This window comes from Rossellomorea sp. DUT-2 (assembly GCF_052665285.1).
Map to the genome: position 1 here is coordinate 449863 of NZ_JBQPEO010000001.1, position 14470 is coordinate 464332.

Sequence of the window (14470 nt, forward strand, 5' to 3'; positions counted from 1 at the left end):
CGGGCAATTTCATTGCTTCGTCTCCCCTTTTTAATCTACAATCGTCCTTCATCACGATATTTCTTCTTTGTCTTGAAACCGAATCCCATCACTATAAATAGAAAAATGAAACTGACAATAGCAAGCAGGATGCTCTGTAAACTGATTGAAATTGCGATTCCCATTAGAGAAACAGCCGCTAATATAGAAAATAATACAAAAATCCATTTAATATTCTCCAAGAAAAAACCTCCAAATAACATGAAAAAAATAATTTTCCTCATTAGATTAAAACCATAATAGCTCTTCCAATTAAATTTTACCTATCAATTCGATAATGTGCAATGGGTAGAGTAGACAAAGAGGTATCTCGATGTGATTGAATTAATTATGGAAACTTTTAGTGGGAAGAAAAGGCTTTATGAAATATTTATTAGGGCTTTTCTATATGCTGTGATATAATGGTCTAGTTGAACTGAAATATATTATCTTTAATAGTATAAAGAAATCCAATATTCAGGAGTGGAAATATGAAATTAAGAAATGACCTTAGAAATATTGCTATTATTGCTCACGTTGACCACGGGAAAACGACATTAGTAGACGAGCTTTTAAAGCAATCTGGAATCTTCCGCGAAAATGAAACAGTTTCTGAACGCGCGATGGATTCAAATGATTTGGAAAGAGAACGCGGTATTACGATCTTAGCGAAAAATACGGCGATTCAATATAAAGATTCTCGTATCAACATTCTTGATACACCAGGACATGCTGACTTCGGTGGAGAAGTTGAACGTATCATGAAAATGGTAGATGGTGTTTTACTAGTAGTAGATGCGTATGAAGGCTGTATGCCTCAGACTCGTTTCGTCCTTAAGAAAGCACTTGAGCAAAACCTTACACCTATCGTAGTCGTAAATAAAATTGACAAGCCTTCAGCACGTCCGGAAGAAGTAATCGATGAAGTTCTGGAATTATTCATTGAACTGGATGCAAATGATGAACAGCTGGAATTCCCGGTTGTCTATGCTTCTGCTATCAACGGTACAGCAAGTACAGATCCGGATCCGGAAAAACAAGATGAAAACATGCAGTGTTTATACGATTCAATCATTGAGCATATTCCTGCACCAGTAGACAACTCTGATGATCCACTGCAATTCCAAGTTGCATTGCTCGATTACAATGATTACGTTGGTCGAATCGGAATCGGACGTGTATTCAGAGGGACAATGAAGGTTGGCCAACAGGTAGCATTAATGAAGCTTGACGGTTCTGTTAAACAATTCCGTGTAACAAAAATCTTCGGTTTCTTCGGATTAAAACGTGAAGAAATCCAAGAAGCAAAAGCGGGTGATTTAATCGCTGTTTCCGGAATGGAAGATATTAATGTCGGTGAAACGGTTTGTCCTGTTGAACATCAGGATCAACTTCCTGTTCTTCGTATTGACGAGCCTACACTTCAAATGACATTCTTGGTCAACAACAGTCCATTTGCGGGTAGAGAAGGTAAATTTGTTACTTCAAGAAAAATTGAAGAACGTTTATTGGCTCAGCTTCAAACGGATGTAAGTTTACGTGTTGAGCCAACAGATTCACCTGATGCATGGACGGTTTCAGGTCGTGGAGAGCTTCACCTTTCCATCCTCATTGAAAACATGCGTCGTGAAGGCTACGAATTACAGGTATCTAAACCACAGGTTATCATTAAAGAAGTCGATGGCGTGAAGAGTGAGCCTGTAGAACGTGTTCAAATTGACATCCCTGAAGAATACATGGGCGGGGTAATCGAATCACTTGGTCAACGTAAAGGCGAAATGCTGGATATGGTAAACAACGGTAACGGACAGGTCCGTTTAATGTTTATGGTTCCTGCACGTGGATTAATCGGTTATTCAACGGAGTTTATGACTCTTACTCGTGGATATGGAATCATCAACCACACATTCGACGGCTATCAGCCCCTGCAAAAAGGACGCGTTGGCGGACGTCGTCAAGGTGTACTTGTTTCTATGGAAACAGGGAAAGCATCACAATACGGAATTATGCAAGTGGAAGATCGCGGTATTATCTTCGTTGAATCCGGTACAGAAATTTATGGTGGAATGATTGTTGGGGAACATACAAGAGAAAATGATATTACCGTTAATATCACAAAGCTTAAACAAGCGACAAACGTTCGTTCGGCTAACAAGGATCAAACCGTAACCATTAAAAAGGCAAGAATTATGACTTTAGAAGAATCTCTTGAATATCTAAACGATGATGAGTATTGTGAGGTAACTCCTGAATCGATCCGTCTTCGTAAAAAGATTCTTGATAAGAATGAACGTGAAAGAGCAGAAAAGAAGAGCAAGGTGTCTCAATAAACTAAGTGAGGGGGAGTAGGAAATGGATGTAACTGAGCGTTTGTCCTTTTTCGCATCCCTTTATCGTGTTGATCAGAACGCGGAAATGGGTATGTGGTTGCTATATATAACCATAGTAGGGCTCTCAATCTTAGTATATAAGCTCGGTTTTGCGAAGAAACTGCCGGTGATGAAATCAATATTGATTTATTCTTTTCTTATTCTGGGATGTACCGTATTAACGTTTCTGGGTATCTTTTTACCAGTAGCAGAAGGTCTGGTCGTTGCAGCTCTTATCTTAGTGATCTATAAGATTCGACTAACGAACGAGAAGAAAAAAGGCACGTTTTAAGCTGAAAAAAGCTGTAGTCTCTAATGGATGAGACTACAGCTTTTTTTCGTTATGTGGATGAACCTCGTGCAGAAGATAGATGATATAGTGGGGGTAAAGACAGAGCATAGAGCATATGTCCAGCTGTCCATAAGAAAATTGCCTCACCATACATTAAACCGGGTACATCTTTAATTGCCAGGTACGAAAGAGGGAAATACAGAAACACAGTCGGGACTGTCAGCACAAGGGAGAGAAGCCAAGAGCCACTACTAGAAACTTTCAGCCTTTCCATCAAGTACACGAACACTACCCCGATCACACATGAAATAACCAAGTGGAACAAAAACTCCATCCATTCAGGCAGGTCTTTATTACCGAACCCAGGGATGAAATCCACATTCAATAACAGGACGTATACCTTGATGCCAGTTAATACTTGCATCCATTTTAGAAATAATCCTAACAAGGTACCGGAAACAAGACCAATAAGCGTTCCTGAACGGATTTGTCTAAAAGTCATCTTCTACTTGAGGAGAACGGTAAAACCTGAAATTCCCACTCGACACACGTTCTTCCGTCTTTTCTTTAATACGGTCATGACACTTATCACACATATAGGTATGAATGGGCCGGTTACGCAATTTCTTTGCTTGTAAGGAATAATCATCAATACTTTCTATCACTTCACATAGAGCACATTTTACTCTCATACATCACACCTCAATTTGTTCTAATCATAAGTCTAGTCTTTTTAGTATATCATGTAGTATAGTCAAACGCTTTATTTAACTTTCCTGTATGCTTTTAACAATACAATTTGGTATAGTATAATCAAGGTGAATCACGAATGAAATGAAACACTAACAGAGAAAAAATGAGTCTGCATAAGGGGGGATTGTATGGCTAACCAAGTGGAACCCAGCTTGATTCCTGCACTCTTTGAGGAACTTCAATCAGAAAAATTTGTTACACTCGCGACAATTGATCACCAAACGCATGGACCAAATGTAAGTGCGATCTCTTGGATTTATGCAAAGGACGAACACACATTGTTATTTGCTGTTGATCAGCGCTCCCGGATTGTGGCAAATCTAAAGAACAATCCACTTGCCGTTGTGAATCTGATAGCAAATGAATCAACCTATTCCATAAGCGGAAAAGCAGGGGTTTCTGAGGAAAAACTGGTAGGAGTGCCTTTAAAGCTGACTCTTGTTAAACTTGCTATCGATGAAGTAAGAGATGTCATGTTCTATGGATCGAAAATATCGACAGAACCTGCTTATGTGAAGACATATGATAAGGCGGCCGCAGACCGTTTGGACCGTCAAGTAATTGAAGCCATGAAAAAAGCTTAGTACTCTAAGCTTTTTCATGGCTTTTTCTCATATTGTTAAGTGATCTAAAGGATTATTCAATCTTATCGTAAGTCTGATTTTCCTGTTTTTCCCTAAGTTGTTTCTCTTTGGTGTTATTCATTTTCTTTTTTGGTTCATTCGGAGCATTTTCTGGATCTGCTTGCTTTAACGATCGAGGGATTTCAGGCATTAGCCTGCCGGATATGTCAGCCAGTTCGTTCATAATCCCCTGGACAGGCTCACCCCGTTGAATGTCTTTGCTGATTTCATTCAAACGGGCATAAAGATCCGGGTCAGCGATGACAATGGCTTCTGCACCATATGGGTCTTTTTGAAGAGCTTCTGCTACAGAATATTTGATTGAACCGACTTGTGAGCGCTCAATGTCGGAATCGATATCTATTCCAACAAACGCATATTTACCAAAGACTACAGCCGTTGCGTCTTTAACATCTGGTACACTCGTCGTAAGGTCAACTAAATGCCTTGAAATTTGCTGTCCTGATTTTCGTTCAGTATGTTGGATATTGCTATCCTGTACAGTGATCGGTTTACTGTTGTTACTGTTTGAATCATTATCATACCCGACCTCATTCTTATTGGCGCAGGCACCAAGAATGATGGTTACCACAAGTAGAGAGATGAGTTTAAACATGTGAATACCTCCCGATTTAGAATCAATATCTTTTCTTATTGTGTAATTTTCTTCTATCTTTATACGTTTATTCATATATTTTAAGAAACGGGCCGTCCTATTTGAGTAGCTGGGAATAACCGGATCAACATTGGCTACATACAATAGTAATAAGAAATCAGGAGCAGGAGGCATCGATTTGAATAAAATTTATGTATTAGATACCAATGTCTTATTACAAGATCCACAAGCCATCTTTTCGTTTCAAGATAATGAGGTGGTTATACCTGCAGTCGTTTTAGAAGAAGTGGACTCCAAAAAGCGTTATATGGATGAAATCGGAAGAAACGCAAGACATGTATCGAAGCTGATAGATAATTTACGGCAACAAGGAAAACTTCATGAAAAAATCCCCCTATATACGGGAGGATCACTAAGGATTGAACTAAATCACCGCTCATTTCAGCAGCTTCAGGAAATATTTCTAGAGAAAACAAACGATAACAGGATTATTGCCGTAGCAAAAAACTTATCTCTCGAAGAAGAAGCGAAAAAGGATGGAAAATCGGTCATTCTGGTTAGTAAAGACACCCTCGTTCGGGTAAAGGCTGATGCGTTGGGATTACAGGCAGAGGATTTTCTGAGTGACCGGGTCATAGAGGTAAACGATATTTACACAGGTTTTATTGAACTGTACACAGAGAGAGAGTTACTCGACAAATTTTATGATAAAGGGGAACTGACCCTTACCGATATAACGAAACAACGATTTTATTCCCATCAATTCCTCATTATGAAGGATGCTCTTGGAAGCTCTGCTTCAGCACTTGGAATGGTGGATGCATCAGGACTGAAAGTGAAGAAGCTGGTCTTTGACCAAGAGCATATGTGGGGAATCAAGGCCCGCAATGTTCAGCAAACAATGGCAACTGAACTGTTACTGAGAGATGATATTTCGCTGGTCACCATGATTGGAAAAGCCGGGACTGGAAAAACCCTGCTTGCTCTGGCTGCGGGTCTTCTTCAGACAGAGGACTTCAATAAATTCAATAAATTGCTCGTGGCTCGTCCAATTGTCCCGGTAGGTAAGGATATTGGTTATCTTCCAGGGGAAAAACAAGAAAAACTCAGACCTTGGATGCAGCCCATTTTCGATAACCTCGAATACTTATTCAACACGAAGAAGCCTGGTGAGCTGGATGATATCCTCGCGGGTATGGGCTCAATTGAAGTGGAAGCTTTAACTTATATAAGGGGGAGAAGCATTCCAGATCAATATATCATCATTGATGAAGCCCAGAACTTAACGAAACATGAAGTGAAAACGATCTTAACCAGGGTGGGAGAGCGAAGTAAAATCGTTTTGATGGGAGATCCAGCTCAGATCGATCATCCATACCTGGATGAATACAATAATGGCTTAACGTATGTGGTAGAAAAATTCAAAGATCAAAAACTGGCCGGGCATGTTAAGCTCATGAAAGGGGAAAGATCGGGTCTTGCTCAACTTGCTGCTGATCTTCTTTAATACGACCGTATTATAAATAACGTATGAAAAAACCGGTTCAGGGGTTCTGGAACCGGTTTTTTTCGATATTGCGTTTTCTTGATGTTCTTATTCTACCCGAAAGGCTCTTACATCGGTAATGGGGGTTTCTCTATTTGATCCGTCTTTATAGTAGATATGAACGGGGCCATTTTCCTTTAGTGGCTTTCCGTCTTTTGAGAACCCGATGAGTAATTGATCTGCGTGTGCAAGATCCATGCGATGTTCATCCGTTTCTGTTTCAATCACAAGAGATGCTGCATTCTCAAGAGGCTCCGCATTTGTAAGAAAAGGTGCAAACGGAATAGCGAATGATCCGTTTAAAATCTTTTCCTTTTCATACTTTTTCTCTGTCTTAAGTGTAGGGGGATAGGTTGCACCTTCCTGAATTTCCCGTGACCAATGCTTGGACACGGCTTTTGTATATTCTTCCAATTCGTCGATTGTCTCATTTTTTTCATCAAAATATGTAGTTAAATCCACTTTTCGATCATCAAATATCCAAACGCCGGAATCCAGAGTTATTGTGAATTTCACCTTACCTTTTATGGGTACTATGCTTTCCATTTGAGACTCCTCCTCTCGCTGATAGTTTCAGTATATCTGTTATTTAAAGGTTTGTCACACAAAGCTGAAAGCATTTTCAACGTTTTCAATCGGTGAAAGTAGGGAAACTAAAGGTAGGATTAAAGGAGCTGATATCATAGTGATTAGAACTCAGGAGCTGTTGGAAGAATTAGTGGAGAAAGCAAGACCTTTTTCAGCTGAAGGAAAGGTTGCAGATTATATACCTGCATTAAAGGATCAAAACCCAAGTGACTTGGCGATAAGTATATATACTCTTGAAAATCATTCTTGTTATGCAGGAGATCATTTAAAGAAGTTCACACTGCAAAGTATATCGAAAGTCATCACTCTTGCTCTTGTCTTGATGGACTATGGGGAGGATCATGTCTTCTCCAAGGTTGGCATGGAGCCTACTGGTGATCCTTTTAATTCCATAGCGAAGCTAGAAACACATAAGCCCTCGAAACCCCTTAATCCGATGATCAACGCTGGTGCACTTGCAGTCACGAATATGATTAAAGGAAACACAGGAATGGAAAAGTGGGAACGATTAATAGAATTCATCAATCATATGACCGGGGACAAGGTATCATATAATGAGGATGTGGCTTATTCAGAACTTCAAACAGCCAATTTAAACAGATCGCTTTGTTATTATATGAAGCAGCACGGTGTGATTACCGGAAATGTCGAAGATTTACTAGTTCTCTATACAAAACAATGTGCGGTGGAAATGAGCTGTGTCGATCTCGCTAAGATGGGGGCGGTTTTTGCCAATGATGGCGTTGACCCTGAAAGCGGGCGCGAAATTATTACGAGAGATGTTGCAAGAATTTGTAAAACGTTCATGGTTACGTGCGGGATGTATAATACTTCCGGTGAATTTGCCATTAAAGTGGGTATTCCGGCGAAAAGTGGAGTGTCAGGTGGAATCATGGGTGCTATTCCCGGGAAGTGTGGAATCGGTATCTTTGGTCCTGCACTAGATCATGTCGGGAATAGCAGTGCAGGGCTAAAGCTTCTTGAAATGCTCAGTGATGAATATTCCTGGAGTATTTTTTAACGAAGGGTCACGCCATGTCACGTAAAGGGATGTTTTTTTAGGGAGTTTTCGGATAGGTATTTGTAAAAGAATTTTCATGAGAATCCCTCCGAAATAATAATTCGAATTTCTGTCATAGAATCCCGGGGAATACACTTATTTTTCTTGCAATTTCTCTGATTTAACGATAAAATTTTAAGACAGGAAAGCTATTTGTTCGGAATGGGGGGATCACTGTGGCGTCAGAAATGACAATTAATCATCGAGAAAAAGCCTATGAACTGCTAAAGGCCGACGCAGAAAAGATTTTACAACTTATTAAAGTACAAATGGATAATTTAACGATGCCCCAATGTCCTCTTTATGAGGAAGTATTGGATACCCAAATGTTCGGATTATCTCGTGAAATAGAATTTGCAGTCCGTTTAGGATTAGTAGATGATCAAGATGGAAAAGAGCTGATTGATTCTTTAGAAAGACAACTTTCTGCCCTTCATGAAGCATCTACAAAAAAGTAAAATAGTCATGACAACTCAAACAATACATAGATCTGTTGTTTGAGTTTTTTTGTTACAGATTCTGACTGGTTGGGATTAATTTAAATGATATAAGAGAAAAAGGATTGAAATGTCATGATTAAAAAAATAGCAAAGTCCTATGATTATTCGTTAATCGCTGTATATGTATTTCTTTGTCTGTTTGGTCTGGTAATGATTTATAGTGCGAGTATGGTCATGGCTGTAGAACGATTTGGTTGGGAAAGTGACCATTTCTATAAAAGGCAGATGATCAATATTCTTATCGGGTTCTTTGCCTTTACGATAGCAGCATGGTTTCCATACAAAGCATTCCAAGTGGGGAAAATAATCAAGGGACTCATGTTTATCGTTATCGGATTATTAATTGGGGTCCATATGTTCGGTTATGAAGTAAACAACGCAAAAAGCTGGATTAATTTAGGTTTCATGCCCATTCAGCCATCGGAGTTCGCCAAGCTTGCCGTCATTATTTATCTTGGCTCTGTATACTCCAAGAAACAGGCATACATAGATGATTTCAATAAGGGCCTTGCCCCGCCATTACTATTTTTAGGTTTTATATGTTTTTTAGTCTTTTTAGAGCCTGACTTTGGTACGGCGGCTATCATTTTCGCCATTGGAGCAATCGTTATTTCCTGTTCGGGGATCAGTTTTAAAACATTCTCCAAGCTGGCTGGTCTGGGAGTAGGTCTGTTGATCGTACTGTCACCGGTCATATACCTTGCAAGAGGCTTTATATTTACGAGAGAAAGACTTAGCAGGATTGAAGCGTATTTATCACCGTTTAAATATGCCCAAGGGGAAGGCTACCACTTGGTGAACTCATACCTTGCCATTGGTTCTGGAGGGGTAAAAGGGCTTGGATTAGGGCAGAGTGTTCAAAAACTGGGTTATCTTCCTGAACCGCAAACGGATTTCATTATGGCTATCATTGCTGAGGAATTAGGTGTTTTCGGTGTAAGCTTCGTCATACTCGGACTCTCTTATATCGTGCTTCGGGGGATATATACGGGAGTTAAATGCCAGGACCCGTTTGGAACGATGCTGGCCATCGGAATATCCAGTATGATCGGTATTCAAGCCTTCATAAATTTAGGAGGGGTATCGGGACTAATTCCGATTACGGGTGTCCCACTTCCATTCATCAGCTATGGAGGATCATCACTATTAGTGCTATCTTTGTCGATGGGTGTCCTTGTGAATGTGTCGATGTTTGTAAAATATGAAGAAAAATATAAAATAAAGAAGGAAAATGGCTATCCTTCGGAGAATATGGATAATAGCAAAAAAATATATGGTGTAAAAATGTAGGTCACTTTGATAGAGTATCTAAAACTCTAAGTCTAGGGTCTGCCCCCTAAGATACTTCTTTATTATCTTTCGGGTCAGCCCTTTTTTCATAGACTGCTTTACAGAGATTTTCAATCATGAATAGCCAAAAGGAGAGAGTGTATTGAAGAAAATCAAAAAAGTATTAGTAGCAAATCGCGGTGAAATTGCCATCCGTGTGTTTCGTGCATGTACGGAGCTTAATATTAGAACCGTCGCCATTTACAGTAAAGAAGATTCGGGAGCATATCATCGATATAAAGCTGATGAGGCCTACCTGACAGGAGAAGGAAAGAAACCAATTGATGCTTATTTAGATATAGAGGGGATCATTCGAATCGCAAAGAACGCCGATGTCGATGCCATCCATCCCGGTTATGGTTTCTTGTCCGAAAATATTCATTTTGCCAGACGATGTGAAGAAGAGGGGATTACCTTCATAGGCCCTCATTCAGAGCACTTAAATATGTTCGGTGACAAAGTAAAGGCACGTCATCAGGCCCAATTAGCCAATATACCGGTCATTCCTGGAACAGATGGCCCTGTAGAGACTTTGGAAGAGGTCATTGCCTTCGGGAAGGACCACGGCTTCCCGATCATCATCAAAGCTTCATTAGGTGGCGGAGGACGGGGAATGCGTATCGTCCGTAACCTGGAAAGCTTAAAGGAAGCTTACGAGCGCGCTAAATCTGAAGCAAAAGCAGCTTTTGGTAATGATGAAATTTATGTTGAGAAATTTGTTGAGAATCCTAAACATATAGAAGTTCAAATACTTGGGGACGAAGACGGCAATATTATTCACTTATATGAACGCGATTGTTCCATCCAGAGACGTCACCAAAAGGTAGTTGAAATAGCACCATCCGTATCTTTGACTGATCAGTTGAGAGAGGATATTTGTGAGGCAGCCGTCCGATTGATGGATAAAGTAAAGTATGTGAACGCAGGGACGGTTGAATTCCTGGTTGCAAATGAGCAGTTCTATTTCATCGAGGTAAATCCTCGTGTTCAAGTAGAGCATACGATTACGGAAATGGTTACCGGAGTGGATATCGTTCAATCACAATTAATGATTGCCGAAGGTCATGCACTACATAGTAGTAAGCTTGGCATACCTGTTCAAGAAGAAATCCGGACAAATGGGTTTGCGATTCAATCCCGTGTGACGACAGAAGATCCATTGAACAACTTTATGCCTGACACCGGGAAGATCATGGCTTACCGTTCAGGCGGCGGATTCGGGGTTCGATTGGATGCAGGTAACGGGTTTCAGGGAGCCGTCATTACTCCATACTATGATTCCCTTCTTGTTAAACTGTCCACGTGGGCTTTGACATTTGAACAAGCTGCATCCAAAATGGTCAGAAATCTTCAAGAATTTAGAATACGTGGAATCAAGACGAATATTCCTTTCCTCGAAAATGTCGTTAAGCATGAAAACTTTATAACAGGTAAATACGATACATCCTTTATTGACACGACACCTGAACTGTTTATTTTTCCGAAACGAAAAGACCGTGGCACAAAGATGCTTTCTTATATCGGAAATGTAACCGTGAACGGTTTCCCAGGAATCGAGAAGAAGAAAAAGCCTGTATTTTCAAAGCCCAGGATTCCGGCTCTTGACTTGAAACAAGACTTTAAACCTGGGACAAAGCAAATTTTAGATCAACATGGTGCCGAAGGGTTGGTTAATTGGGTCAAGGAACAAAACTCAGTGCTCCTTACTGATACAACTTTCCGGGATGCTCACCAATCTTTACTGGCTACGCGTGTCAGAACAAACGACCTGAAGCAAATTGCAGAACCGACATCTCACCTGCTTCCTGATATGTTCTCCTATGAAATGTGGGGAGGGGCAACGTTTGATGTAGCCTACCGTTTTCTAAAGGAAGATCCCTGGAATCGATTATTAACAATGAGAGAGGACATTCCCAATGTTCTATTCCAAATGCTGCTGAGAGCATCAAATGCCGTTGGATATAAGAACTACCCTGATAATGTCATTAAAGAATTTGTTGAGAAATCAGCATTCGCAGGTATTGACGTCTTCAGGATATTTGACAGTTTAAACTGGGTTAAGGGGATGGAAGTAGCCATTGATGCGGTAAGACAAAGTGGGAAAATCGCCGAAGCTGCCATTTGTTATACAGGGGACATTGAAGATCCTACCCGGACCAAATATAGTATTGATTACTATAAGAATCTGGCAAAAGAGTTAGAAGCAAGCGGAGCGCATATTTTAGCGATTAAAGACATGGCGGGGCTCTTAAAACCACAGGCGGCCTACCGACTTATTTCAGAACTGAAAGATACGGTCAGTCTGCCTATCCACTTACACACCCATGATACAAGTGGAAACGGTATATACACTTACGCAAGAGCCGTTGAAGCAGGTGTGGATATTGTCGACACAGCCCTTAGCACGATGTCTGGATTAACATCTCAACCAAGTGCCAATACACTTTATTACGCCTTGAAAGGAACCGAAAGAGAACCGAATGTAGATATTCAATCACTGGAGACTCTTTCCCACTACTGGGAAGACGTTCGAAAATACTATACAGACTTTGAAAGCGGCATGATGTCTCCTCATTCAGAGGTCTACAAGCACGAAATGCCCGGGGGACAATATAGTAACCTTCAGCAGCAGGCAAAAGCTGTAGGATTGGGTCATCGCTGGGAAGAAGTAAAAGAAATGTATGCAAGGGTCAACCACCTCTTTGGGGATATCGTAAAGGTTACTCCTTCATCAAAAGTTGTTGGGGATATGGCGTTGTTCATGGTTCAGAATGATCTGTCAGAGAAAGATGTCATTGAAAAAGGGGAAAAGATCGATTTCCCTGATTCAGTGGTTGAGTTATTCGAAGGATATCTGGGTCAGCCCCATGGCGGATTCCCGAAAGACTTACAAAGCGTGATTCTGAAAGGCCGCACACCATTAACCGTTCGACCTGGGGAGCTCCTAGATGACGTAGACTTCACAGCACTCAAAGAAAAGCTATTCGAAGACCTGCAACGCCCTGTCACCAGTTTCGATGCTCTTGGATATGCTCTATATCCTAAAGTGTTTATGGAATACGCACATACAATGGATCAATTTGGAGATATTTCCGTTCTCGATACGCCTACTTTCTTATTCGGAATGAGACTGGGTGAAGAGATTGAGGTTGAAATTGAAACCGGGAAAACACTTATTGTCAAGCTCGTTTCCATTGGCCAGGCTCAGGCAGATGGTACACGAATCGTCTACTTTGAACTGAATGGTCAGCCACGTGAAATTGTGATAAAAGATGAAAACATTAAATCGACAGTGGCAACCAAGATGAAAGCTGATGCTAAAAATGAGACTCATATTGGTGCTTCCATGCCTGGAACCGTGATTAAGGTAATTGCAGAGAAAGGAGAGGCGGTTGAAAAAGGGGATCACTTAATGATCACCGAAGCCATGAAAATGGAAACGACCGTTCAAGCTCCGTTTGCGGGGGTAGTGAAAGACATCTATGTGCAAAATGGTGACGCAATCAGCCCTGGTGACCTATTAATAGAAGTGCAAAAAGCATAAATAAAAAAGGATTCCGGTCATGACCGGAATCCTTTTTTGTTATGCTTTCAGCTTACTTCTTGAAATGAGCAGAATAAAGTAACAGAGTAATCCAAATAGACAAGAGATGATCAAAGCGTGCAATAAAGCTATACCTAAGTTTAATCTTGTGAACACCACGAGTGCTCCGGACATGACTTGAAGGGATACCAACGTAAATGCGATGATCCATCCCCAATAAATAACCTTTTGGTGCTTATGCTCTTTAATCGCAATATAAGTGATGTAAGAAATCCATAAGAAAATGAGTCCTGCTGCTGTCCGATGCCCCATTTGAATCCACTCATACAGATTGGATGGAAGACCCGGAGACGAGTTGACACATAACGGCCAATCTTTACACACTAAGCTCGAATCCGTGTGTCTGACTAAAGCACCGGTATAAACAACAATATAACTATATAGAGTGACTCCTATTGTATGGAATCTCATACGTTTATTAATGACCAATGAGTTGGCATCAAATTTCTGATCGACTTCAAAGATCAGAAGTGTTAATAATAGAATCGAAGCAAATGATATAAGTGAAATCCCAAAATGCAGGGCAAGTACGAAGTCAGATTGCCCCCAGAGTACAGCGGCAGCCCCGATTAAACCTTGCAATACTAAGAAAAAGAAAGAGAGTGCAGCAAGGAATTTTGTTTCACGCTTATAGCCAATCGCTCTCCATGACCATATCGATAATGCCAACACTAATAATCCTACACCGCCGGAGACAACCCGGTGTGCCAATTCTATGACAAGCTCGAACGTTATATCGCTTGGAATCAATTGTCCGTTACATAGTGGCCAAGATCGTCCGCAGCCCATACCGGATTCGGTCTTCGTTACGAGGGCTCCTCCCAATAGAACAAATAACATACCAAGAGTAGTGAGAACGGCAAGCCACTTTAATCCTTTGTGGACACCTTTATGCAATCTATTCACCTTCTTAATTAATAGACTCTACACACTTTCTAATTTATAAATATAGTAGAAAAATATATATGCCCCTACGATAATACATAAAAGGTCAGTAAAACTCAACCGATAAAATGTTACAGAATTATGAGCATGATAAATATTTATATGAAGAGAATAACTATTAGTAGATAATGACTAATTTGCAGAAAAACAAAATCTGTAAGCGCTTAGCATCGTTTTATGGTATGATGGGTTTAAAATGTTTGTAGAAATATGAAGAAACGTCTGCG

Annotated in this window: 14 protein-coding genes; 8 read left to right on the forward strand and 6 right to left on the reverse strand. The window is 40.4% G+C overall.

The window, feature by feature from the left end:
* Positions 1-35 precede the first annotated feature (35 nt).
* A complete protein-coding gene (locus ACOSV2_RS02325; RefSeq protein ID WP_428973786.1) occupies positions 36-221 on the reverse strand; it encodes a YlaF family protein in 186 nt (61 codons plus the stop codon).
* 288 nt (positions 222-509) lie between these two features.
* On the opposite strand from ACOSV2_RS02325, the gene typA reads away from it, so the two are divergent.
* Complete coding sequence (gene typA / locus ACOSV2_RS02330) at positions 510-2348, forward strand: translational GTPase TypA (protein ID WP_428973787.1); 1839 nt, start codon at positions 510-512, stop codon at positions 2346-2348.
* Between the two features lie 22 nt (positions 2349-2370).
* Positions 2371-2679, forward strand: a complete 309-nt coding sequence (locus ACOSV2_RS02335; protein ID WP_113968356.1) for a YlaH-like family protein — start codon at positions 2371-2373, stop codon at positions 2677-2679.
* Positions 2680-2728: 49 nt separating this feature from the next.
* On the opposite strand, the gene ACOSV2_RS02340 is transcribed toward ACOSV2_RS02335, so the two are convergent.
* On the reverse strand, positions 2729-3181 hold the full coding sequence (locus ACOSV2_RS02340; RefSeq protein WP_428973788.1) for a hypothetical protein: 453 nt from the start codon (positions 3179-3181) through the stop codon (positions 2729-2731).
* Positions 3171-3371 carry a YlaI family protein gene (locus ACOSV2_RS02345; protein WP_397553898.1) on the reverse strand — a complete coding sequence of 67 codons (201 nt, stop codon included), beginning with the start codon at positions 3369-3371 and terminating at the stop codon, positions 3171-3173. The genes ACOSV2_RS02340 and ACOSV2_RS02345 overlap by 11 nt, the downstream gene beginning before the upstream one ends.
* Positions 3372-3560: 189 nt before the next feature.
* Here ACOSV2_RS02345 and ACOSV2_RS02350 point away from each other — a divergent pair, with 189 nt between their 5' ends.
* Positions 3561-4016: a pyridoxamine 5'-phosphate oxidase family protein gene (locus tag ACOSV2_RS02350; protein ID WP_428973789.1), complete on the forward strand. Its 456-nt coding sequence runs from the start codon at positions 3561-3563 to the stop codon at positions 4014-4016.
* 52 nt (positions 4017-4068) lie between these two features.
* Here ACOSV2_RS02350 and ACOSV2_RS02355 read toward each other — a convergent pair whose 3' ends face one another.
* A complete protein-coding gene (locus ACOSV2_RS02355; protein WP_113968352.1) occupies positions 4069-4671 on the reverse strand; it encodes a YhcN/YlaJ family sporulation lipoprotein in 603 nt (200 codons plus the stop codon).
* A gap of 178 nt (positions 4672-4849) precedes the next feature.
* On the opposite strand from ACOSV2_RS02355, the gene ACOSV2_RS02360 reads away from it, so the two are divergent.
* Entirely contained in the window at positions 4850-6178 is a 1329-nt protein-coding gene (locus tag ACOSV2_RS02360) for a PhoH family protein (RefSeq protein ID WP_428973790.1), read from the forward strand.
* An 87-nt stretch (positions 6179-6265) separates the two neighbouring features.
* Here ACOSV2_RS02360 and ACOSV2_RS02365 read toward each other — a convergent pair whose 3' ends face one another.
* Positions 6266-6763, reverse strand: a complete 498-nt coding sequence (locus ACOSV2_RS02365; RefSeq protein ID WP_397553902.1) for a peptidyl-prolyl cis-trans isomerase — start codon at positions 6761-6763, stop codon at positions 6266-6268.
* Positions 6764-6899: 136 nt separating this feature from the next.
* On the opposite strand from ACOSV2_RS02365, the gene glsA reads away from it, so the two are divergent.
* From glsA to pyc, 4 genes are all read left to right on the forward strand, one after another.
* Entirely contained in the window at positions 6900-7826 is a 927-nt protein-coding gene (gene glsA, locus ACOSV2_RS02370) for a glutaminase A (RefSeq protein ID WP_397540915.1), read from the forward strand.
* Between the two features lie 215 nt (positions 7827-8041).
* Positions 8042-8323, forward strand: coding sequence for a YlaN family protein (locus ACOSV2_RS02375; RefSeq protein ID WP_113968349.1), 282 nt, complete (start codon positions 8042-8044; stop codon positions 8321-8323).
* 114 nt (positions 8324-8437) lie between these two features.
* Complete coding sequence (locus ACOSV2_RS02380; RefSeq protein WP_428973791.1) at positions 8438-9655, forward strand: FtsW/RodA/SpoVE family cell cycle protein; 1218 nt, start codon at positions 8438-8440, stop codon at positions 9653-9655.
* A gap of 142 nt (positions 9656-9797) precedes the next feature.
* On the forward strand, positions 9798-13238 hold the full coding sequence (gene pyc, locus ACOSV2_RS02385) for a pyruvate carboxylase (protein WP_428973792.1): 3441 nt from the start codon (positions 9798-9800) through the stop codon (positions 13236-13238).
* Positions 13239-13277: 39 nt separating this feature from the next.
* Here pyc and ACOSV2_RS02390 read toward each other — a convergent pair whose 3' ends face one another.
* Positions 13278-14195 carry a COX15/CtaA family protein gene (locus tag ACOSV2_RS02390; RefSeq protein ID WP_428973793.1) on the reverse strand — a complete coding sequence of 306 codons (918 nt, stop codon included), beginning with the start codon at positions 14193-14195 and terminating at the stop codon, positions 13278-13280.
* Positions 14196-14470 lie beyond the last annotated feature (275 nt).

Excerpts from the sequence above, each read along its gene's own strand:
- typA (WP_428973787.1), top strand. The coding sequence starts at position 510 with ATGAAATTAAGAAATGACCTTAGAAATATTGCTATTATTGCTCACGTT.
- ACOSV2_RS02335 (WP_113968356.1), top strand. The coding sequence starts at position 2,371 with ATGGATGTAACTGAGCGTTTGTCCTTTTTCGCATCCCTTTATCGTGTT.
- ACOSV2_RS02340 (WP_428973788.1), bottom strand. The coding sequence starts at position 3,181 with ATGACTTTTAGACAAATCCGTTCAGGAACGCTTATTGGTCTTGTTTCC.
- ACOSV2_RS02345 (WP_397553898.1), bottom strand. The coding sequence starts at position 3,371 with ATGAGAGTAAAATGTGCTCTATGTGAAGTGATAGAAAGTATTGATGAT.
- ACOSV2_RS02350 (WP_428973789.1), top strand. The coding sequence starts at position 3,561 with ATGGCTAACCAAGTGGAACCCAGCTTGATTCCTGCACTCTTTGAGGAA.
- ACOSV2_RS02355 (WP_113968352.1), bottom strand. The coding sequence starts at position 4,671 with ATGTTTAAACTCATCTCTCTACTTGTGGTAACCATCATTCTTGGTGCC.
- ACOSV2_RS02365 (WP_397553902.1), bottom strand. The coding sequence starts at position 6,763 with ATGGAAAGCATAGTACCCATAAAAGGTAAGGTGAAATTCACAATAACT.
- ACOSV2_RS02380 (WP_428973791.1), top strand. The coding sequence starts at position 8,438 with ATGATTAAAAAAATAGCAAAGTCCTATGATTATTCGTTAATCGCTGTA.